Raw genomic sequence first — 21968 nt, 5'->3', positions numbered from 1 at the left:
TACTTGTGTTCCAAAATACGAAATGTGAGTGTGGTCATCAGAATCCGGTAGGAACCGTATTGTGCGAGGCGTGTGGTAAGCCGCTTCAGGAGGAAACCGCTCAATCAAATGAAGTGTTAGAGATGCGTTATGATGGGATGGCTCGGCGTTCACAGCGAAGTAATCCCAATATTATTGATCGCATATGGAATTTCTTTTCATCTGTCAAAATTGCAGTTTATATGATTGTGCTCACGCTCGTTGGTTCGATGCTAGGTACGATCTACCCGCAAGAAAGTACATTTCTGAATATTGATCCTTCGGTTTATTACAAAGAAACTTATGGTCAGTTAGGCCATATTTATTATCTTCTCGGTCTGTCTCATACATATGAATCCTGGTGGTTTATTCTACTGCTGGTGATGATCGGAGCATCGCTTGTGATCTGTAGTCTGGATCGTGTGCTTCCACTGTACAAAGCGCTGAACAAACAGCGAATACGGAAACACCTTCAATTCCTGACGCGGCAGCGACTTGTGTATCAAGGTTCTGTAGAAGAGGCACCTGAAGAGTGGATTAAGAAAGCGGTTACGCCGCTTCGTAAGAAGGGGTATCGTGTTCACACACAAGGGGATGCTTTGCTTGCGGAGAAGCAACGTTTTAGCCGCTGGGGCCCTTATGTGATTCATATCGGACTTATTATTTTTCTGCTCGCTGTTCTCGCTCGCGGACTTCCGGGTTTAAATCTGGACGAACATGTTGCTTTTCCTGAAGGGGAAATTAAAAAAATTCCAAACACGTCCATGTATCTGAAAAATGAGAAGTTTAATGTGGAGTTTTATAGTGACGACGAAGTCCCTGAGCAGTTCAAAAATCTGAATAAAACGGTTCCCAAGTTATTTGAAACCAAGGTTGTTTTGTACGAATGCACAGCCGATTGTTCGGATCTCTCCAAAAAACCTCAGCTTGCCGAGGTTGCAAGACATGACGTGCGGGTGAACCAGCCGCTGAATTACCAAGGTCTTAAAGCATACCAGTTTGACTATGACCTAACCCCGACGATTCGTTCGGTGACACCGGATCTGGTCAATGTGAAAACGGGTGAAGTATACGGTTCTTTGAAGATTGACATGATGGACACGCAACGCACCTTTGAGGCAGGACCATACACATTGACGGTGAAAGAAAAATTTATGGATTTTGCTCTGGATGATAAGGGTGAACCGAAATCAAAATCACCTTCACCCAATGCACCTGCATTTCTTTTTCATATTGAAGGTCCGGATCTGCCAGAGAAGGGGATTCAATACTTATATTTTGCCAAACAAATCGACAAGCAACGCTTTCAACAGGACGCGATCAATCGCCAGCTTGTAGGAGGGGAACTTCCATTACAACTGGAGGTCGACAGTATGGACAAGGTAGATCTTATTCAATCGGTAAGCTACCTGAATATACGTGTGGACAAAGCGATGCCGTTTGTATGGGTAGGGGCTGGCATTGTCATGCTGGGTCTTGTCATGGGCTTTTACTGGCATCATCGTCGCATTTGGATTCGGTTCGATGACGAGCGAATTACGCTTGGCGGGCACACCAACAAGAACTGGTTCGGCTTCCGACGAGAAGTTGCTGGCATTTTGAAACAGATGAATCTGGAAGTGGATGAGAAGTCGTTGGATAACGGGGGGAACCAAGCATGAATATACTGGATTTCAGCAGCGATGCATTTATCGTATCCTTTTTTCTGTATTGTGCTGCATTTTTGTTATATGCTGTTGCCGTCATGGGCAAGAAATGGAGTAACCGTGATCCGATCGATCATATGAATCGTTGGGGTAAACGGGCGTTTATCGCATCTACGGTTGCGTTGACAGCACACTTGGTCTTCTTTATCACCCGCTGGATTGGTGCAGGCCATATTCCGGTAAGTAATATGTACGAATTTATGTCCTTTTTATCCATGATGATTATGGTAGCGTTTATCGTTGTGTACGCAATTTACCGTAAATCTCTGCTGGGCTTGTTTGCACTTCCGCTCACGATTATCATTATGGCATATGCAGCCGTATTTCCACAGGAAGTTCAGCCATTAATTCCCGCATTACAATCGATTTGGTTGAAGATCCACGTTACGCTGGCAGCCTTGGGTGAAGCGTTTTTCGCTGTAGGTTTTGCTGCGGGATTTATGTATCTGCTTCGTACCGTTGATTTTAGTGGAAAAGACAAATCTTCTCGTCGTCAGCGCGGATGGGTGGAGTTCACGCTCATTACCATCGTTGTGGTGATCGGATTTATTGGAACCGTGTTTGCCTTCCGTGCATCCGGTTATGAGGCCGTTTTTGTACAGAAAACAGTCACCATTGACACAAAGGGAGAGGAAAATAGTACAATAGAGAAAGTGATTTATCGCATGCCTCCTATTTTTGCTCCATATAATAGTGAAGTGGAGAGCCTGAAACCGTTCCTTGGAATGAAGGAACCGTTGCTTGAAACTCCTTCATGGATGAATGGCGTGAATGCAGGACGTAAGCTGAATACAGTCATCTGGTCGATCCTTACGGGTCTGATTCTGTACGGAATCATTCGTTTAGTTGTACGCAGACCGCTTGGACAAGCGTTGCAACCGATGATGAATGGAATTGATGCAGATGACCTTGATGAGATCAGTTATCGCGCTATTGCGATTGGATTCCCTATTTTTACGCTGGGAGCTCTGATCTTTGCTATGATATGGGCACAAATTGCCTGGAGTCGCTTCTGGGGCTGGGACCCCAAAGAAGTATGGGCACTGATCACTTGGCTGTATTATAGTGTGTATTTGCACTTGCGTTTATCCAAAGGATGGCAGGGACAGAAGTCCGCTTGGCTTGCTGTGCTCGGTTTCCTGGTTGTCATGTTTACACTGGTTGGTGTAAATCTGATCATTGCAGGATTGCATTCCTATGCTGGAGCAGACTAGTAAAGTCAGTTAAAAGTAGTGGCAAAACTACGGTAATTCATGATATACCCGTTTCATTAAAACAGGTATTCAAATATTGTTCGCAAGATCGAACATAATAGAAGTGATGAGGAGTTATTGTAAAGGGGCTTGAGTGGGCATGTCAGAACATGAGAATCGTATTTTGGTCGTAGATGATGAAGAAAGAATCCGCAGGTTGCTTAAAATGTATCTTGAAAAAGAAGGTTATGAAATTGATGAAGCGGAAGACGGCGAAACAGCCCTTCGTAAAGCAACGGCCGGGGATTACGGCCTGATTTTGCTAGATGTTATGCTCCCGGGCATGGATGGTGTTGAAGTGTGTACCCGTCTTCGTCAGGTGAAATCTACCCCTGTATTAATGCTTACCGCAAAGGGGGAAGAGATTAACCGTGTACAAGGTTTTGAAGTAGGGGCAGATGATTATGTGGTGAAGCCATTCAGTCCGCGTGAAGTGATTTACCGGGTGAAGGCTATTCTGCGTCGCTCTTCGGCAACGGCGTATCTTTCCAAGGAAAGCAATTCAAGCAACAATATTGTTTTCCCGCATCTTGTTATTGAGCATGATGCACACCGCGTAACTGCGGGTGGTGAAGAGATCAGTTTGACACCTAAAGAATATGAGTTGTTGCATTACCTTGCAACATCGCCGGATAAGGTTTTCTCCAGAGAAGAATTGCTTAAGGATGTATGGAACTATGAATTTTTCGGTGATCTTCGTACCGTGGATACCCATGTGAAGCGTCTTCGCGAGAAGCTGAACAAGGTATCACCTGAATCGGCTGCGATGATAACAACCGTGTGGGGTGTCGGTTATAAACTGGAAGTACCGAAATAACTTTGCTTTCTGGAGATCACTGGTTGGAAAGTTATGGATCACAATTATATGCCTTGTGGGCTGTGTGCTGATTGCGCTAGGGCTCTTTCTGCTGCCCTATATCGATACCAACTTTGCTGAGTCAGAATCTAGGGACATCAAAAGGCTGTTTACTTATATTTGCATTGTTGGATTCAGTCTAACAACGTTTTTTGCATTATTTCTGTTCACCAAAATTACACAGCCTATGCAACAATTAATTCAGGCAGCTAATGCCATCCGTAAAGGGAACTATGGCACGAGACTTTCTCTCCGTACCAATGACGAAATTGGTGAACTTGCCAATACGTTTAATCACATGGCTGTTCAACTGGAAGATACCATTCGTAATTTGAATCATGAAAAGGAGCATTTGGCAAGTGTGCTGCGAAGCATGACGGATGCGGTGATTACTTTTGATGGTGAAGGCAAGGTCATTTTGACGAATCCGCCTGGTGAGAAAATTATGCAGGCATGGTATGCTCTCGACTGGGCTCAGGAGGATGAGGGGTTGGATGGTCATCCTTCTGCGAACCCGTCCCGTGATGTTCCCGAACCGCTTGTCCCCTTATTCAGACTGGTGATGGAGCAAGGCGGGGACCAGAGTTCCAATGTTCATGTGCAGCAAGGAGTATGGTCTGTTCAAATGGCTCCCTTGTATGCAGATAGTGTGGTGCGAGGCGCGGTGGCTGTTTTGCGAGATGTTACCGAAGAAGTGAAAATGGAGAAGATGCGCCGAGACTTCGTTGCCAATGTCTCTCATGAGATTCGTACACCGTTATCAATGATGCAGGGATACAGCGAGGCTTTGCTTGACGGGATGGCAACATCGCCCGAAGAGAGTGAAGAGCTGATTCAGGTCATTCACGATGAGTCACTGCGGATGGGTAGACTGGTCAAGGATTTACTTGATCTGGCCCGTATGGATGCAGGGCATACCGACATGAACATGAAGGAAGTTGAACTCGGTGAACTTCTCGAACGTATTTATCGCAAATTTATGGTGCGCTCGAAGGAACAGGGGATTCAACTTCAATTCGAATGCAAACAGCAGATGATCTCACTTCAACAAGCAGATGAAGACAGGCTGGAGCAAGTATTCACGAATTTACTGGATAATGCATTCAGACATACACCTGTTGGTAAAAGTGTGAAAATTTCTGCTGAACTTGTAACTAACTTGCGTGCTCCTTTTGCGAGAATAAGTATAAAAGATCAGGGTGTGGGTATTCCTACATCTGACCTACCTTTTATTTTTGAACGTTTTTATAAAGCGGATAAAGCTCGCGTTCGGGGAGAAAGTGTGGGAACCGGGCTTGGCTTGGCGATCGTAAAAAACATCGTAGATGCTCATCAGGGCACGATTCATGTCAATAGTGTGCTAGGTGAAGGAACGGAGTTTATATTACAATTTCCGGTAGAATCTTCGAAATAGGTTGATTTTAAACAAAATGTGCCGAAACACCCTCTGATAGAGGGTGTTTTTTTGTTGAAGTATTCCGTTTAATCTTGTTCAACGTGGAACAAGATCGTATCCTTTTTTTGTCCGCAAAAAAATGTCCAAGATAATTTTTGAACTCCTCCTTCATAAGATTGAAAAATAAGATGTCTAAGGAGGATTGATTAAAGTATGTCCGATGGACGTAAAAGAGTAAATATTAAAGCGTTCTTGGAAGGGAGATCATTCCGGGCAGGTTCGCCGTTTATACCCATAACAGCTAGTGAGCTTGAGCAATATGAGTCGATTCTTCGTTCTCTTGCTGTAACCATTCCCGGTGCAATTAGTCAGCCGAGTGCATCAAATATACTTGCGTTGCAGAACGGATTACGTCAGTTACTTACTTTTGTGAATGAATCTGAGTTCCGAGCTGGGGTAAAAGCAGAGCTTCAAGCTGTATTAGAACTGACCATTGCTTCTTCTGAAGTCATTCCTGTTGCTTTAATTAATCTCGCAGGGAATTTGCAAAATCTGTTGGATGACTTGTTAGGTGTAACATTGCTTTTGGAGGTACCTCCCGAAGTAAAAGATCGGTTAGTCGGATTAATTCGCTCCATATCTATCTCGCTAAGCAGAGCCACAACGACTTTTGGTACGGGGGGAATTACAGGGGCAGCAGGTCCTCCCGGTGTTCCGGGCGTACCAGGGGTCCCTGGAGTTCCTGGATTGAGAGGAGCTACTGGTCCAACAGGTGCAACAGGGCCAGCTGGTTCTGCGGGTGCTGTCGGCCCTATAGGCCCGCAGGGTCCACAAGGTCCACAAGGAGCGACAGGAGTTCCGGGAGTAGGATTAAACAATATTACAACGTTTAACCCTGCAGCTGGATCAACTTACGCGCAGGGCCAGGTAGTTAGTTATGATGGAAGTCTTTTTGTGGCTAACGTAAATGGCCCGGTGGGTGTACCTGGAAGTTCACCTGATTACACGCTTTTGCTTGCTGCTGGTTCTACAGGTGCAACCGGGGCAACGGGTGTAGGGCTTTCTGGAGCTGTTGCCTTTGATGCTACTCTTGCACCTGGATATCCAGCAGGTCAAGTCGTTACCTATAATGGCAGTACGTATATTGCCAGTGTGGCAGGTCCGACAGGGACACCAGGTACATCTTCGGACTATACATTGATCGCTGCATCAGGAGTGACAGGAGCTACTGGGGTAGGTCTTAACGGTGCTATTACTTTTGACCCAGCTCAAGCGCCAACGTATTCATCAGGCCAAGTGGTGACGTTTAATGGTAGTACGTATATCACCAATGTGGCTTCACCGGCAGGTACGCCTGGAAGTTCACCTGATTATACATTAATCGCCGGTGCGGGAACGACGGGGGCCACCGGCCCTACAGGCGTCGGGCTTACAGGGATTGTACCATTCGATCCTGCTCAAGCGCCGACATATCCAGCAGGTCAGATTGTAACGTCTAACGGTAGCACATATATTACAAATGTCGCCGCGCCGACGGGTACACCAGGAAGTTCACCGGACTATTCGTTGCTTGCCGGAGCAGGCTCAACTGGAGCAACCGGAGCAACTGGTATAGGTTTAGAAGGAGTTATACCATTTGATCCGGCTGTTGCCCCGACGTATTCATCAGGCCAAGTGGTGACGTTTAATGGTAGTACGTATATCACCAATGTGGCTTCACCAACGGGTACACCAGGAAGTTCACCAGATTATACATTACTTGCTGGAGCAGGACCATCAGGAGCTACAGGATCGACAGGAGTTACTGGTGCAACTGGAGCGACGGGTGTAGGGTTGAGTGGAATCGTCGCGTTTGACCCAGCAGTAGCTCCTACGTATCCAACTGGTCAAGTGGTGACGTTTAATGGCAGTACTTATGTCACCAATGTAGCCTCGCCTACAGGCACGCCGGGCACCTCACCGGATTATACGTTACTAGCAAGTGTAGGTGCGACAGGAGGAACTGGGGAAACGGGAATAACGGGCGCGACCGGTATTGCTGGAGTGACCGGAGCCACAGGAGTAACGGGAGTGACTGGTGAAACCGGGTTGACTGGAGCCACGGGTACAGCCGGAGAGACTGGAGCAACCGGTGCAAGCGTTACGGGAGCGACGGGGGCCACCGGCGTAGGGTTAAGTGGCATCGTGGCATTTGATCCAGCAGTAGCCCCGACGTATCCGGCCGGTCAAGTGGTGACGTTTAATGGTAGTACGTATATCACCAATGTGGCCTCGCCAACAGGCACGCCGGGCACCTCGCCGGATTATACTTTGATTGCAAGTGCCGGGGCGACAGGTGTAACTGGAGAAACGGGAATAACGGGCGCGACCGGTATTGCTGGAGTGACCGGAGCCACAGGAGTAACGGGAGTGACTGGTGAAACCGGTGTGACTGGAGCCACGGGTACAGCCGGAGAGACTGGAGCAACCGGTGCAAGCGTTACGGGAGCGACGGGGGCCACGGGCATAGGTTTAAGTGGCATCGTGGCATTTGATCCAGCAGTAGCCCCGACGTATCCAGCCGGTCAAGTGGTGACGTTTAATGGTAGTACGTATATCACGAATGTAGCCTCGCCAACGGGCACGCCAGGCACCTCGCCAGACTATACGTTACTAGCAAGTGCAGGGGCGACGGGTATAACTGGTGTCACTGGAGAAACAGGAGTAACGGGTGCGACCGGTATTGCTGGAGTGACCGGGGCCACAGGAGTAACGGGAGTGACTGGTGAAACCGGGTTGACTGGAGCCACGGGTACAGCCGGAGAGACTGGAGCAACCGGTGCAAGCGTTACGGGAGCGACGGGGGCCACCGGCGTAGGTTTAAGTGGCATCGTGGCATTTGATCCAGCAGTAGCCCCGACGTATCCAACCGGTCAAGTGGTGACGTTTAATGGCAGCACGTATATCACGAATGTAGCCTCGCCAACGGGCACGCCAGGCACCTCGCCAGACTATACGTTACTAGCAAGTGCAGGGGCGACGGGTATAACTGGTGTCACTGGAGAAACAGGAGTAACGGGTGCGACCGGTATTGCTGGAGTGACCGGGGCCACAGGAGTAACAGGATTGACGGGTGAAACCGGTGTGACTGGCGCCACGGGAACAGCCGGAGTGACCGGAGCAACCGGAGTAAGCATTACGGGAGCGACGGGGGCCACGGGCATAGGATTAAGCGGCATCGTGGCATTTGATCCATTAGTAGCCCCGACGTATCCGGCCGGTCAAGTGGTGACGTTTAATGGCAGTACGTATATCACCAATGTGGCCTCGCCTACAGGCACGCCAGGCACCTCACCGGATTATACCTTACTAGCAAGTGTAGGTGCGACAGGGGGAACTGGGGAAACGGGAATAACGGGCGCGACCGGTATTGCTGGAGTGACCGGAGCCACCGGCGTAGGTTTAAGTGGCATCGTGGCATTTGATCCAGCAGTAGCCCCGACGTATCCGGCCGGTCAAGTGGTGACGTTTAATGGTAGTACGTATATCACCAATGTGGCCTCGCCTACAGGCACGCCGGGCACGTCGCCGGATTATACGTTACTAGCAAGTGTAGGTGCGACGGGTATAACTGGTGTCACTGGAGAAACAGGAGTAACGGGTGCGACCGGTATTGCTGGAGTAACCGGAGCCACAGGAGTAACGGGAGTGACTGGTGAAACCGGGTTGACTGGAGCCACGGGTACAGCCGGAGTGACCGGAGCAACCGGAGTAAGCATTACGGGAGCGACGGGGGCCACCGGCATAGGATTAAGCGGCATCGTGGCATTTGATCCAGCAGTAGCCCCGACGTATCCGGCCGGTCAAGTGGTGACGTTCAATGGCAGCACGTATATCACGAATGTAGCCTCGCCAACGGGCACCCCAGGCACCTCGCCAGACTATACGTTACTAGCAAGTGCAGGGGCGACGGGTATAACTGGTGTCACTGGAGAAACTGGAGCCACAGGAGTAACGGGCCCGACTGGCGAAACCGGGGTGACTGGTGCAACGGGTACAGCCGGAGTAACGGGAGCCACCGGCGCAAGCATTACTGGCGCAACCGGAGCCACGGGAGTTACAGGAACGACTGGCGAAACCGGGGTGACTGGTGCAACGGGTACGTCCGGAGTGACTGGAGCCACTGGTGCAAGTATTACAGGTGCAACCGGAGCCACGGGAGTTACAGGAACGACAGGCGAAACCGGGGTGACGGGTGCAACGGGTACAGCCGGAGTAACGGGAGCCACCGGCGCAAGCATTACTGGCGCAACCGGAGCCACGGGAGTAACGGGACCGACTGGCGCAACCGGGGCGACTGGTGCAACGGGTACGTCCGGAGTGACGGGAGCAACTGGCGCAAGCATTACGGGTGCAACCGGAACCACAGGAGCCACAGGCTTGACGGGTACAACTGGAGCAACAGGAACGACTGGTGCTACAGGCGCAACCGGAGCTACGGGTACAGGGGCAACGGGGGATACCGGAGCCACAGGAGCCACAGGTACGTCTGTAACAGCAACCTCAGCTTTTGCTGAAAATACGAGTGGTACGATCCTTGTTCTTTTGGGTGGTACATTGATTCCATTGACAAACAATCAAAACATTGGAACAGGTATTACGGTCAATGGCTCTAGCGATACGTTTACTTTGGCTAACACAGGAAGATACTTTATTTCTTACAAAATCAGTTTAACAGCTGCAGCCCTGATACAGTCCCGGGTGTTGCTTAATGGCACAGCGATTCCAGCCAGTGTTGTCTCGCCCGCGCTTTCCTTGAGTCAATTGCAAACAGAATTTATTGTCTCGGTTACAGCCGGTTCGACAATCCAACTTCAGCTTTTCGGCCTTGTGGCCACGGCTGTACTTGCCCCACCAGGTGCAACATTAACGATTATTCAATTAAGTTAACTATCCTTAATCTCACAGAACGCAAAAAAGACGGGAGCAATATGTTCCCGTCTCTTTTTTTCATTTAATGAGTCCTTTGTATTAACCGAGCACAATCTCAACAGCTGTATTTAATTCAGGCAGAGATGTAAGCTGAACCAACACATCTTTTGGCACTTCTTTATCAACGGTGAGGATCATGATCGCAGCACCACCAATAATTTTACGTCCAACCTGCATGGATGCGATGTTTACGTCATTTTGACCAAGCAAAGTACCTACACGTCCAATGATACCCGGTTTATCGTTGTGCGAGATCAAAATTTGATGACTTTCGGGTGCGATATCTACAGGGAATTTATCAAGACGAACAATACGTTCGCCGTATCCTGCAAGAAGAGTACCTGCCACGCGGCGTTCTTCAGCATCTTGTGTTGTTACAAGTGTTACGGTGATTAGGTTTGTGAATCCTTTTGTAGCAGAGGTTTGGCTCACAACCACATTCAGATCACGAATTTTGGCCAAGTGCATGGAGTTGACAATATTGGCTTCTCCGCCCAGATGTCTTGCTAGAATGCCTTTCACAATATAACGAGTGAGCGGTGATGTATCCACTTCTGACAGATCACCCGCATAGTCAATGCGAATCTCTTGGACTGCATTTTGAGTGATTTGTGCTGCAAAACTTCCCAATGTTTCACCCAATTTAAAGTATGGTTGCAGTTTGTTCATGACGGTTGGTGCGACAGCTGGCATATTAACCGCATTTTTAAATGGTTCATTGCGAAGAATGTGAAGAACTTGTTCAGATACGTCAATCGCAACGTTCTCTTGAGCCTCTACGGTTGATGCGCCCAAGTGAGGTGTAACGATAATGCTTGGATGATTCAGGAATGGATGATCTGCTGCAGGTGGCTCGCTTTCGAATACGTCGAATGCTGCTCCAGCAACAATTCCTTCATCAATCGCTTCTACAAGCGCCATTTCGTCAACTACACCGCCGCGTGCACAGTTAATAATACGCATGCCTTTTTTCATGACTTCAAATTGCGGGCGGGAAATCATATGACGTGTCTCTGGTGTGAGTGGAGTGTGCACAGTCATAAAATCTGCATTACGGATAATATCATCCACACTTGCCAGCTTGACTTGCAGTTTCTCGGCACGCTCCTCTGTGAGGAACGGGTCATAAGCGAGAATGTCCATTCCGAATGCTTTGGCGCGTTTGGCTACTTCGCTACCGATTCTTCCCATACCGAGTACACCGAGTGTTTTGTTTCTTAACTCCACACCGAGGAACGTTTTACGATCCCATGTACCCTGAATCGTTTTGGCATATGCCTGCGGAATATGTCGTGCCAGTGCCATCATCATGGCAAAAGTGTGCTCACAAGTCGTAATGGTATTACCGTCAGGTGCATTAATGACAATGATACCGCGTTGTGTAGCAGGTTCCAGTTCAATATTATCTACGCCAACTCCTGCGCGTCCAATCACTTTAAGATTGGTGCCAGCCGTCATAATACGTTCAGTAACACGGGTCTGGCTACGAACGAGTAGGGCATCATAATCTCCGATAATGGCAACAAGCTCATCTTCACTAAGTCCGGTTTTCTTCTCGACAACGACATCACTTGCATCCACCAGCTGCTGAATTCCCAGGTCACTGATTGGATCTGACACTAACACTTTGTACATGGTTTCTTCCTCCTTAGGTTTGTATATCTATAATCGTCAAGGTTTGTTCTCCGGCAGGAGACGTTCCTTAAAACCAAAGTAATTCTTCCCTCCAACAACGCGGTGTCGTAGCAGAGGGGGAGGGTAAACTAACAGGGTGATTCCACAGGATTCTTTTATCAAAAACAATCAAAAAAACTCTCAATCCACATACTGCTTGCGCAATAAGGGACGAGAGTTGTCGTGGTACCACCCTAATTCACCGCCGTTTCGCAACGACAGTCTTAGCGGTCAATGAAGACCGAAGAGGATAACGGGTCTAAACCGATTGCACCTACTCCAATTTCAATGCAATAACTCAGGAGCGCTCAAGATCATCTGCCTGCCACCGATTTACACCAACCATCGGCTCTCTGAAAGACAAAGCAACGTCTTTTTTCCATCATCGTGTTTGACGTAACTAATTTTTCATAATGTATCATGGCTTACATGAGCATGTCAATAGGCTTAAATGTTTTAATTCCTGACGTTGAAGGCTGTGATTTCCGGACCTTCTGAGAGTGTAATCTATCTACTTAGAATCATTTTTATTGAGATTTAAATGCTTAAACATACTGTTTCGTGAAAGAAAGTTCACTGCATTAATGAAGTAACGTTTTGATGTGATCAACCGGGACTTGGGACAGGTCTTGAACCGGATTGGTTTTTTGGCTATCATTTAGTATACTATCGGATTGGTCAATGAAATTTTTATCAAATAACTTAAGAGGACAGACGCATGCAATGAAAAAAAAGAAATTTCCGAAGTTTAAAATTCAGAAAGCCGAGCCGCAGCAATTAACAGAACGTCTGCTCTTGATCAACCTTTACTTTACCCAAGGGCTAACTTTATTCGTAGGGATCGTATGGATTTTGTTGCAGAAAAGGGATCTATTCGAAGTTCTGGCCTTGCCTGATCATCTTCAGTTTTTATGGTGGGGTCTTGGGCTCGCTGCGATTATGCTAGTCATGGATTTGGTACTGTCCTATGTCATACCTCAGGAAAGTATGGATGATGGTGGCATTAACGAGCTGTTGTTTCGCGGACGTCCAATCTGGCATATTGTATGTATAGCAGCCTTGGTGGCTGTATGTGAGGAGTTGCTTTTCCGCGGCGCAATTCAACACGCAATTGGTCCATACTGGACAAGTATCTTATTTGCAGTTATTCATATTCGTTATCTGCGCCACTGGATTCCTACAGGATGGGTGTTTGTGTCGAGCTACGGATTGGGCTATATTTATTTGCAATCAGGCACATTATGGGCACCGATTCTGTGTCATTTTATCATTGACCTAGTATCTGGATTAGCGATACGTTTTCGGAGGGGATCATGAGTCAGCCATTAAGCAGGGTGAAAACATATGGCAGCCAACGTCAGCGTCACTCGGACAATAAAGAGAAAACCGGGCGAAACTCGGCTTCACAGACAAGTTTCGTTGCTGAAACGGCAGTTGCTGCCGAAACAGTGGGGCTTCCACCAATTACTTCAATTTCTTTACCAAGATCACAACGTGGGTCGAGTGCATCCGCACTGGAAAGTCCGGTATTACCGGAACGAGCGCCTAGTCGCTCCAAGAAAAAGGCAAACCAGAAGGAAAGCACAGTTACCGAAGCGGGTTCTTTACCCACTCGAACTGAACTTCATCCTTCACGACGTTTGAGATTGAGCAAAAGATTTGTCAATTCACTTATTTTTATTTTCATAATGTTAACCGTTGGTCTGGTATGGTGGGGGATTAAGGGAGCTCCTCCTTTAAACACCTTCCTCCCATTACCGTGGTAATATTAGTCAGTTTATCCTTTCTCACATTAGTGGTAGCTTTATTACTTCTTTTTCATATGTGGCGAGAGGCTCATACAACTGTGATTACAGAGGACGAAGTCGAACTTGTGCATCTACCAGCCTCTTTCAACGGAGCGAGGATTATTTTTTTATCAGATACCCATGCACGATTGTTGAAAACAAAAGAAGTTGAGCAGTTGAAGGGCAAAGCCGATTGGGTACTCGTCGGGGGCGATATAGCTGAAGAGGGAATATCCTGGTCGATTGTCAGACAAAATATGAGGCTTTTGTCGAGTTTAGCTCCAACATATACCGTTTATGGAAATCATGACAAAAAAGCAGGCGTGACTCATTTATCTAGACTTTTGGATGATTCGAGCGTGCAGCTCCTTCAAGATCAGGATGTATACTTGAAAAAAGGAACAGAACATGTCCGATTGGTCGGATTAGATTATCGTTCGAAACAGGCAGAGAAATTGTTGCGAAATACGAAGGATGGCTGCTCCACAATCGTATTAGTTCACGATCCTTTGGAAGTATTGCGGTTAGACATTGATGTAGATCTGATACTTAGTGGACATACCCATGGAGGACAAATCGTTGTTCCATTGTTAGGACCTGTATTGCTAAATAAGGCTTATCGGGCTGTAAAGAGCGGCTGGTTTTCCTTGAAACGTACCGATGAAGATATTCGTTCAGGAAAATTGCTTGTAAGCCGGGGATTTGGTACAAACCATCTTCCCTTCAGGTTAGGTTGTCCCGCAGAGATACATCTCATCACTTTACGTGTTCCTGCAACAAACAGCCCTGATCAATAAGATCAGGGCTGTTTGTTGCACATTACATTTTTTTTCGCGGTGGTGCAGTAGCCCTAGCATTGGCATCTATTATCGGGACTGCAAATCGATCGCGCGTGGATCAACAAAGGAATAACCCTTCTTCTCAAGCAATGTTAACAACTCCTCCAGAGCATCGACCGTCCAAGGTAATTCATGCATCAGAATATTACTTCCAGGGTGAAGCTGATCCAGGACATTCTGGATCACTTTGTCTGGTCTGTTTTTAGTGCTCTTATCCCAGTCCAGTGACCCGTTTGACCATGTCATATACAGCATTCCCTCTTCTTTGACGGCATCTTTTAATGCTTCATTCCCGGAGCCAAAAGGGGGTCTGAAAAACTGAGGTTTTTCCCCGATGATGTCTTTCACAATCTGTTGAACGTCAGTGACCTGTTTTTTGGCTTCTGAACTTGACATTTTCTGCAAATCTTCATGATCCCAAGCGTGGTTACCGATGATCTGATCCCGGTCATAGATCATTTTCAACAACTTCGGTTGACGTTTGACACGGTTTCCATTTACGAAAAATATGGCTTTTGCATGATGTTTATCCAAAGTATCCATAAGTGAATTGATCATCTTTTCGTCCTTTGGCCCATCGTCAAAGGTTAACAAGACCACTTTAGCAGGGGTGGATTCATCATTAGGTTTGATAACATAACTCGAATTCATATGATACGTCTTCTTAATGGGCAATTCATTTGAAGTTGTGTCAGTGGATGGGACTTCCGGCTTTTTGCCAGTTGTATCTATGTCTGTTTCAGAATGAATTACTGAATCTGTGTTCTTATTTTCAATCTGGTGTTCTGTGCGCGGGGTTGCTTCGTTTTTTTTCTCTGAAAGAATGACAGCAGTATCATCTTTAGTATCCCTTGCATCAGATGCAGATTGATTTTGAGTACTGCATGCAGATAGTAAAATGCTGGTTATGAGCAACAGCGAGGTGGCGTGTTTTAACATTTTCTCAGCTCACTTTCCTGTATTTATGCGGAATGAGATTGTCTTCTACAGCAAACACTAATGTTGATTTTAACACTTAAAGGAGGTTGGTGTAATGAAGGCGTCATCCTTTTTCTGGGGTATAGTCGTTGGTGTCGCAGCCAGTTCTTGGTTGGCTAAAGGCAGAATGCCCATGTTGTCTTCAGGTTCATCTCGAAACATGGTGGATCAGGCCAAACATAAAATGATGGAAATGACTTTTCCAGGCATGGATAGCTTCAGTAGCAAACCGGATCATCATGGTGAACCGCACAAGTCGGCATCAAAAACCAGCAGAGTGATCTCACCAAAAGAAAAAGAAGAAAACATGAATATGCTTAAAGATTTTATTCGGACGAACCCGGATGTTAAACATGAAGTAGAGCAGATTTTAAGTCAAACCAATACATCAGTACCGGGTTTGTAACCCGTAACATCCATTAAGAATCATCCACAGTCTTGATTTGATGTGGATTGATTCTTTTTTTTGTTGATTTTACTGCGTGCATTTATAGGTATAAAATGATAACATAACTACATAGATTTATTTTCAGCACATATTGTTTTGTGCTTCATAATCTGGTATAAGACTTGCTTATAAAGGGGAGATCCTGTATGAAAATAGAACGACTAAGTCACGATAAGATACGGATTTTCCTGACCTTTGACGATCTGAGCGAGCGCGGAATACAAAAAGAAGATATGTGGCAGGAATTACCGAAGGTACATGAACTGTTCACTGAAATGATGGACCAGGCTTATTCTGAACTTGGCTTTGATGCCACAGGTCCGCTGGCTGTTGAAGTATTCGCACTTCCCGCTCAAGGGATGGTTGTCATTGTTACTCGTGGAAAATATGATCCGCAACAATATGGTTCAGGTCATGAAGATGATCTTCCTGAAGAAGTATATGAAATGGAAGTTACACTGGAGCAAAGTGACTCCATCGTATACGCATTTAAGGATTTTGAGGTGCTGATTGAAGCTGCCCATATGTTACGTCAGCATGTTACGGATGCGGGGAAACTGTATTCTTATAAAAATAAATGGTTCTTACATTTTGAACCGGATGATGTAGACACCGCCAAACACGCCGCATTGATTGCTTTATTGGCTGAATTTGGAGAAGGTTCTTCGGTCACTCCAGCTGTTATGGAGGAGTATGGAAAGGTCGTTATTCCTGAACAAGCGATTGATGTCATCTGCACACACTTCAAACGTCAGGATTAAACATCGTTATCATCGCGTCACTATTCAGGGGAGGGAATTTCGGTGCTTTTGTTTTCGCTTCTAGCTGCAGCAGTTGCTCCGGGTCTCGCCTTGTTAACATACTTTTATCTTAAAGACCGGTATGATTATGAACCACTTCACATGGTTCTGAGAGTATTTCTCATGGGGATTCTGATCGTTCTGCCCGTGATGATTATTCAGCGAGGCATGATGTTGTGGCTTGGAGATAGTCCCCTTCTCGAATCCATCGTAATCTCGGGCGGAGTTGAGGAGTTTGTTAAATGGTTTGTGATCTACCACATTATCTATAATCACACCGAATTTGACGAGCCATATGACGGAATTTTATATTCCGTTGCTGTATCATTGGGCTTCGCTACAGTGGAAAATGTGCTGTACGCATTTGCAGGCAATGCCTCCGTGTCAGGTATGTTTCTAAGGGCCCTTCTGCCTGTATCAGGTCATGCGATGTTTGCCGTTATTATGGGATATTACATGGGCAAAGCCAAATTCATTGATGATACGAAGAAGAAACGGTGGTATCTTAGTCTGTCTCTGATTCTTCCGTTTTTCTGGCACGCATTGTATGATGTCATTATGAATATGATGGTGAATCACTGGTTGTGGTTCATCGCGCCTCTGATGGCGGGTCTGTGGTATGGAGCAATAGGCAAGATTACACGGGCTAACAACCGTTCTCCTTTTCGTTTCGTGAAACGAGAGGGATGAGATTAAATTATAAAAATACGGACACACTGGTGGACATAAAGCGTTTAAAACGCAGACCCTGGTGTGTCTTTTTTGTGTTCTAGAAAACAAGGGTACAACGATATGAAACGGGGATATAAAATGACAAGAATCAAGATTAAAATTAGATGCAAACAATGTGGTGAACGTTTCACGTTAAGAGGCAAGAAAGAACGGGGGCGCATTGATACTGGATTTAAACAGTGCCTATGTGATAACAAAGATCAATTTGACATTGAAGAAGAGGGCATGGCGACGAGCTATATGTTGCACTAGTCGGCTATATGTTGCACTAGTCGGCTATATGTTCGATTAAAGTGAAGTCAACAAGCCTTACTCAAAAAAGTCTTAGCTTCATTCGTTAAAGGCAAATTTCGTTCCGGCTGGAAATCGCATGCATAAGAGGACTTTCTTCGACCCACAATAAAGGCAGTGATCAAGGCGTGTCTTGAAATCCACTGAAGTGCATCTTTTACCACCTTTTCGCTCCCTGCTGCGTCACTTTCCCTTGACGTGCCCCGGCACGCCTGCGGTAAACTTCCTGGCTTGGAACGAAAATTCGGCAAAATCTGCTTTCTCCATTGTTTTCAGACACACCCTAGAAGAAAGGAGAATCTACCGTGTATAAACGATTAAGTTCAGTCATGTTTCCGATATTTGCAGTACTCCTGATCGGCGCGCTTGTGTGGGGTTATCAGGAGAATCAGGAGAAGAATGCGATACTGATCAAGGCGGAAAATCAATATCAGCGTGCATTTCACGATCTCTCATTCCATATGGATAAATTACATTCGGAGATTGGGAACACGCTTGCTGTACATTCAAGTTCACAGGGGATGCATCGCAAAGGTTTGATGAATGTGTGGAGGCTCACTAGCGAAGCCCAGAATGAAATCAATCAATTGCCGCTCGGCATGCTTCCCTTCAATGAGACCGAGGAGTTCCTCTCGCGTATCTCGAAATTTGCGTATCAGGCATCCATGCGTGACCTGACAAATGAGCCGCTTAGTCAGAAGGAAATGGGCAATTTAAAGACGCTGTATCAAAATTCTTCGGAGATTAAAAATAGTCTGAAGGAAGTGCAACAGAAAGTATTAACTGATCGTTTGCGCTGGATGGACGCTGAAACCGTTATGGCAACTCAGGAGCAGACAAACGATAATTCCATCGTGGACGGTTTCCGGACCGTAAATAAAAAGGTAAAAGATTACCCGGAGCTGGATTGGGGTCCTTCCGTCTCCAGTATGTTCACCAAACGCTCTGTGAAGAAGCTCGGCGGAATGCCTGTTTCCAAAGAGCAGATCCAGGAGAAGGCCGCCAAATTCTCGAATGTGGAGAGCGGCAAGATTCAAGTTCAAGAGAACGGCAAAGGGACGGATTGGGAATCGTATACCGCCACCACCCAGCATGCCAGAAACGGGAAGCTGATGATGGATTTCACACGCAACGGTGGGAAGCTTATCTCTTATAGTGATACGAGAACGGTTGGAACAAAAAAAGTGTCCCGTCAAGAGGCAATGGAACAAGCGGATCAGTTTCTTGTCAATAAAGGATATAAGGATATGAAAGCTGTCAATTACGATGAGTTCGGTAATTTGGCGAACCTTACGTATGTGCGTAAGCAAGGGGATACATTGATTTATCCAGAAAAAATGTCTGTACGTGTAGGCCTGGATACGGGGGAAGTCACCGGCTTTCAGGCAAGCGACTATGTTTATGAGCATAACGACAAACGACAGATTCCAAAAGCAAAGCTCACGGCCAATCAGGCACGCAAAAAACTGAATTCAGATTTCAAAGAAAATTATGTTCGCAAATCGTTGATAGAGAATGAATACAGCAAAGAAGTACTTTGTTATGAATTCGGGGGACGAATCAACGGTTCGCGTTACCGGATCTACATTAACGCCGATACGGGAATGGAAGAAGCGGTTGAGGAGATTAAGCCGGTGAATGCAACCTCCTAGAAGTGTTTGGAAGAATATGTATTCTCGAAAGTGATTATGCAAAACAGACCATTGCAATGGTCTGTTTTTTCTTGTTCCAAGTGAGAAAGGTCATGGTATAATAATCCTTGCAGATCAAAGATAAATACATAAGTGGCGGTGAACCGATTGTTTCCTAAAATAAATGAAGTGTTGTATATCCAGATCGCATCGGCTGACGAAAAAGAGGAACATAAAGAATACAAATCGCGTATCGCAGATACCGATGATGACAGTTTTTTAATTGAAGTTCCGATGCAACAGGGGAACAGTCGTTTGAAAAGACTCTTTTTCGGAGAAGAATTGTCCATATCGTATATGAACGAGAGTGGAGTCCGCCATTATTTTAATACTTACGTGACAGGGTTTGAGGAAGATGTCGTTCGTCTGGTTCGCATTCGAAAACCGCTTCCCGATGAGATTTCCAAAATTCAGCGACGTAGCTTTCTTCGCGTTCACGCTAGTCTTGAATTGGCGATTCAATGTGAAGAACTTACGCGTTCAGTCGTGCTGACTGAAGACATCGGAGGTGGTGGACTGTCCATATACATCGAGCCTGATGTCAAAGTGCAGGAAGAACAAAAGCTGAAATGCTGGTTATTGGTTCCTTATCGCAATGGGTCAATTGACCATGTGCAATTCGAAGCCGAGGTAGTGCGCATTAAAAAGCTGGAATCGGGCCGTGAGCTAGGTATGCTAAAATTTTCACAGATTACGGATTCAGAACGTCAGAAGGTCATTAAATTTTGTTTTGAACGGCAACTGGATTATCGTATGAAGTAGATGTGTGCATGCATAAAACAGTACTGTACGGGGCAATGTAAGGCAAAAACGGAGAATGTGGCTATGAACAAACGCTCTGATGCACGGAGAATCGAACACATTTATTGTATGATGTCAAAACGGTTGGAACGGAGAGCGCTGCTATTCATTGGCGTGCTCCTTGTTCTCGTTATCCTCTATCAGTTGTTACTGCTTAACCCCGATTTGAAGAAAATAATGACAACGATTGACAGGCTAGAAGGTACCCCGGTTCATATGCAGATTAACAGCAAAGACCGGATTGGCTGATTTGTCTGTTTTTGCATCCATGTGTAGAGTGTGGTATAATTTTCACGATGCAGGCAATGCCTGTTTTTTTATTGAGGTTTATCGTTTGAGGAGGAATGCCCCGTTGGCTAGCCAGAACACATCAGAAGACGGGAAGATGAACGTTGCAATTGACGGACCTGCTGGTGCCGGAAAAAGCACGGTGGCCCGCTTGGTTGCAGAGGAACTCGGATACATTTACGTTGATACAGGCGCTATGTACCGTGCAGTATCCTTGCACATGCTTCGGAAAGATATTTCTCCGGAAGATATGACTCAGGTACTTCAGGAAGCTCAAGATTTGGTTATTGATTTACAACCGGATCGGGGTGGACAGAAAGTGTTCTGTAATGGCGAGGATGTTACCTCGGAAATCCGCTCCCGTGAAGTAACGGGAATCGTGTCTCGATATGCGCAAATCGAGGGGCTGCGTACACAATTAGTGGATACTCAGCGGCAAATGGCTTTGCGCAAGGGCGTCGTCATGGATGGGCGCGATATCGGAACGACTGTATTGCCCGATGCGGAAGTGAAAATTTTTATGACTGCCAGTGTGCAGGAGCGCGCACTTCGCCGCTTCAAAGAACTGGAACCATCCGATGGGCTGACGTTGGAGCAACTAGAACGAGACATTGCAACCCGTGATAAACTGGATGAGAACCGGGAAGTTTCCCCGCTGCGTTGTGCAGAGGACGCGATTGTCCTGGACACAACGAAGATGAATATCCATGAAGTGGTTGACAAAATCGTATCTTATTGCACAATGGTCAGAGGAGAGAGCAGTCTATGATTTACACATTTTGCAAGACTGTACTGCGGATCATGTATACCATTCTTTTTCGTCTGGAGGCAGTTGGACGGGAAAACATCCCGAAAGACGGCGGTGTACTATTATGCTCCAATCATATCAGTAACTTTGATCCGCCAACCGTCGGTATCAAAATTCGCCGTCAAGTGAGATTTATGGCTAAAAGCGAATTGTTCGATGTTCCGGTTTTAGGGCCAATCATTAAAGCTGTAGGTGCCTTCCCTGTAAAGCGTGGAGGCGTCAGCAAGGAATCCATCAAAACCTCACTTAACATTTTGCGTGATGGTGAAGTTCTTGGCATTTTTCCGTCGGGAAGCCGTCACAACGATGGAGGAATTGGTAAAAAAGGAGCAGCGAGTTTTGCTCTCCGCAGCGGTGCTACTGTAATCCCTACTGCTATTATCGGCAACTACAAGCTTTTTCATAAGATGAAAGTGGTATATGGCGCACCGGTCAATTTGGACGAGTTCAAGGAAGATACTTCCGGAGATGCTTTGGAAAGAGCTACCGAGAAAATCATGTCCAAAATTAACGAAATGGTGAAAACAGGCGAGCCTAGCAAGTAAGGCGGGTCTACTGTGAGTGCATGTTTCCATATTTCTGAGGAATGCTATGTGAAGTGCATTTACATGAAAGTGTTTTGAACTCTGCC

General features: G+C 46.3%; 18 protein-coding genes and 1 other annotated feature. Of the genes, 15 read left to right on the top strand and 3 right to left on the bottom strand.

Features of this window, described 5'->3' with window-relative positions; all coding sequences use genetic code 11:
• Positions 1 to 5: 5 nt before the first annotated feature.
• The 5 genes from resB to Q9R46_RS13090 all read left to right on the top strand — a co-directional run bounded on the left by resB (position 6) and on the right by Q9R46_RS13090 (position 10158).
• Positions 6 to 1679 carry a cytochrome c biogenesis protein ResB gene (gene resB / locus Q9R46_RS13110; RefSeq protein WP_311280346.1) on the top strand — a complete coding sequence of 558 codons (1674 nt, stop codon included), beginning with the start codon at positions 6 to 8 and terminating at the stop codon, positions 1677 to 1679.
• Positions 1676 to 2938, top strand: coding sequence for a cytochrome c biogenesis protein CcsA (gene ccsA, locus Q9R46_RS13105; protein ID WP_311280345.1), 1263 nt, complete (start codon positions 1676 to 1678; stop codon positions 2936 to 2938). Before resB ends, ccsA begins: the two co-directional genes overlap by 4 nt.
• Positions 2939 to 3077: 139 nt before the next feature.
• Positions 3078 to 3794 carry a response regulator transcription factor gene (locus Q9R46_RS13100; RefSeq protein ID WP_110894386.1) on the top strand — a complete coding sequence of 239 codons (717 nt, stop codon included), beginning with the start codon at positions 3078 to 3080 and terminating at the stop codon, positions 3792 to 3794.
• A 55-nt stretch (positions 3795 to 3849) separates the two neighbouring features.
• Positions 3850 to 5247: an ATP-binding protein gene (locus Q9R46_RS13095; protein ID WP_145413580.1), complete on the top strand. Its 1398-nt coding sequence runs from the start codon at positions 3850 to 3852 to the stop codon at positions 5245 to 5247.
• Positions 5248 to 5442: 195 nt separating this feature from the next.
• On the top strand, positions 5443 to 10158 hold the full coding sequence (locus Q9R46_RS13090) for a BclA C-terminal domain-containing protein (protein ID WP_311280344.1): 4716 nt from the start codon (positions 5443 to 5445) through the stop codon (positions 10156 to 10158).
• 81 nt (positions 10159 to 10239) lie between these two features.
• Here Q9R46_RS13090 and serA read toward each other — a convergent pair whose 3' ends face one another.
• Positions 10240 to 11835 (bottom strand): phosphoglycerate dehydrogenase, encoded by a 1596-nt coding sequence (gene serA, locus Q9R46_RS13085; protein ID WP_090917287.1) that lies wholly within the window; start codon positions 11833 to 11835, stop codon positions 10240 to 10242.
• Between the two features lie 203 nt (positions 11836 to 12038).
• Positions 12039 to 12269, bottom strand: a binding site (T-box leader).
• Positions 12270 to 12597: 328 nt separating this feature from the next.
• Between serA and Q9R46_RS13080 the strand changes: the two genes are divergently transcribed.
• The gene (locus tag Q9R46_RS13080) at positions 12598 to 13191 is read left to right on the top strand and encodes a CPBP family glutamic-type intramembrane protease (RefSeq protein ID WP_311280343.1); all 594 of its coding nucleotides are present in this window, start codon (positions 12598 to 12600) and stop codon (positions 13189 to 13191) included.
• Positions 13192 to 13237: 46 nt separating this feature from the next.
• On the opposite strand, the gene Q9R46_RS13075 is transcribed toward Q9R46_RS13080, so the two are convergent.
• Positions 13238 to 13486 carry a hypothetical protein gene (locus Q9R46_RS13075; protein ID WP_311280342.1) on the bottom strand — a complete coding sequence of 83 codons (249 nt, stop codon included), beginning with the start codon at positions 13484 to 13486 and terminating at the stop codon, positions 13238 to 13240.
• A 234-nt stretch (positions 13487 to 13720) separates the two neighbouring features.
• Here Q9R46_RS13075 and Q9R46_RS13070 point away from each other — a divergent pair, with 234 nt between their 5' ends.
• On the top strand, positions 13721 to 14458 hold the full coding sequence (locus tag Q9R46_RS13070) for a metallophosphoesterase (protein WP_311280341.1): 738 nt from the start codon (positions 13721 to 13723) through the stop codon (positions 14456 to 14458).
• A 69-nt stretch (positions 14459 to 14527) separates the two neighbouring features.
• Here Q9R46_RS13070 and Q9R46_RS13065 read toward each other — a convergent pair whose 3' ends face one another.
• Positions 14528 to 15151: a polysaccharide deacetylase family protein gene (locus Q9R46_RS13065; RefSeq protein WP_311280340.1), complete on the bottom strand. Its 624-nt coding sequence runs from the start codon at positions 15149 to 15151 to the stop codon at positions 14528 to 14530.
• Positions 15152 to 15533: 382 nt separating this feature from the next.
• On the opposite strand from Q9R46_RS13065, the gene Q9R46_RS13060 reads away from it, so the two are divergent.
• From Q9R46_RS13060 to Q9R46_RS13025, 8 genes are all read left to right on the top strand, one after another.
• On the top strand, positions 15534 to 15884 hold the full coding sequence (locus Q9R46_RS13060; protein WP_090917276.1) for a hypothetical protein: 351 nt from the start codon (positions 15534 to 15536) through the stop codon (positions 15882 to 15884).
• Positions 15885 to 16072: 188 nt separating this feature from the next.
• Positions 16073 to 16687: a genetic competence negative regulator gene (locus tag Q9R46_RS13055; RefSeq protein ID WP_090917274.1), complete on the top strand. Its 615-nt coding sequence runs from the start codon at positions 16073 to 16075 to the stop codon at positions 16685 to 16687.
• Positions 16688 to 16729: 42 nt separating this feature from the next.
• Complete coding sequence (gene prsW / locus Q9R46_RS13050) at positions 16730 to 17416, top strand: glutamic-type intramembrane protease PrsW (RefSeq protein WP_090917272.1); 687 nt, start codon at positions 16730 to 16732, stop codon at positions 17414 to 17416.
• 638 nt (positions 17417 to 18054) lie between these two features.
• Positions 18055 to 19401, top strand: a complete 1347-nt coding sequence (gene ypeB, locus Q9R46_RS13045; RefSeq protein WP_311280339.1) for a germination protein YpeB — start codon at positions 18055 to 18057, stop codon at positions 19399 to 19401.
• 147 nt (positions 19402 to 19548) lie between these two features.
• Positions 19549 to 20202: a flagellar brake protein gene (locus tag Q9R46_RS13040; protein WP_311280338.1), complete on the top strand. Its 654-nt coding sequence runs from the start codon at positions 19549 to 19551 to the stop codon at positions 20200 to 20202.
• 63 nt (positions 20203 to 20265) lie between these two features.
• Positions 20266 to 20490 carry a hypothetical protein gene (locus tag Q9R46_RS13035; RefSeq protein WP_145331756.1) on the top strand — a complete coding sequence of 75 codons (225 nt, stop codon included), beginning with the start codon at positions 20266 to 20268 and terminating at the stop codon, positions 20488 to 20490.
• A gap of 103 nt (positions 20491 to 20593) precedes the next feature.
• Positions 20594 to 21298 (top strand): (d)CMP kinase, encoded by a 705-nt coding sequence (gene cmk, locus Q9R46_RS13030; protein WP_145331755.1) that lies wholly within the window; start codon positions 20594 to 20596, stop codon positions 21296 to 21298.
• The gene (locus tag Q9R46_RS13025; RefSeq protein ID WP_311280337.1) at positions 21295 to 21882 is read left to right on the top strand and encodes a lysophospholipid acyltransferase family protein; all 588 of its coding nucleotides are present in this window, start codon (positions 21295 to 21297) and stop codon (positions 21880 to 21882) included. The genes cmk and Q9R46_RS13025 overlap by 4 nt, the downstream gene beginning before the upstream one ends.
• Positions 21883 to 21968 lie beyond the last annotated feature (86 nt).

The sequence above is a fragment of the Paenibacillus sp. RRE4 genome (assembly GCF_031844205.1).
GTDB lineage: Bacteria > Bacillota > Bacilli > Paenibacillales > Paenibacillaceae > Paenibacillus > Paenibacillus xylanexedens_B.
Note: the sequence above shows the minus strand (reverse complement) of the source record. Positions and strands in the feature narration are given on the sequence as shown.

What these genes read in the sequence shown, in the direction of transcription:
- ccsA (WP_311280345.1), top strand. Translation starts at nt 1,676, where the DNA reads ATGAATATACTGGATTTCAGCAGCGATGCATTTATCGTATCCTTTTTT.
- Q9R46_RS13100 (WP_110894386.1), top strand. Translation starts at nt 3,078, where the DNA reads ATGTCAGAACATGAGAATCGTATTTTGGTCGTAGATGATGAAGAAAGA.
- Q9R46_RS13090 (WP_311280344.1), top strand. Translation starts at nt 5,443, where the DNA reads ATGTCCGATGGACGTAAAAGAGTAAATATTAAAGCGTTCTTGGAAGGG.
- serA (WP_090917287.1), bottom strand. Translation starts at nt 11,835, where the DNA reads ATGTACAAAGTGTTAGTGTCAGATCCAATCAGTGACCTGGGAATTCAG.
- Q9R46_RS13080 (WP_311280343.1), top strand. Translation starts at nt 12,598, where the DNA reads ATGAAAAAAAAGAAATTTCCGAAGTTTAAAATTCAGAAAGCCGAGCCG.
- Q9R46_RS13065 (WP_311280340.1), bottom strand. Translation starts at nt 15,151, where the DNA reads ATGAATTCGAGTTATGTTATCAAACCTAATGATGAATCCACCCCTGCT.
- Q9R46_RS13060 (WP_090917276.1), top strand. Translation starts at nt 15,534, where the DNA reads ATGAAGGCGTCATCCTTTTTCTGGGGTATAGTCGTTGGTGTCGCAGCC.
- Q9R46_RS13055 (WP_090917274.1), top strand. Translation starts at nt 16,073, where the DNA reads ATGAAAATAGAACGACTAAGTCACGATAAGATACGGATTTTCCTGACC.
- Q9R46_RS13035 (WP_145331756.1), top strand. Translation starts at nt 20,266, where the DNA reads ATGAACAAACGCTCTGATGCACGGAGAATCGAACACATTTATTGTATG.
- Q9R46_RS13025 (WP_311280337.1), top strand. Translation starts at nt 21,295, where the DNA reads ATGATTTACACATTTTGCAAGACTGTACTGCGGATCATGTATACCATT.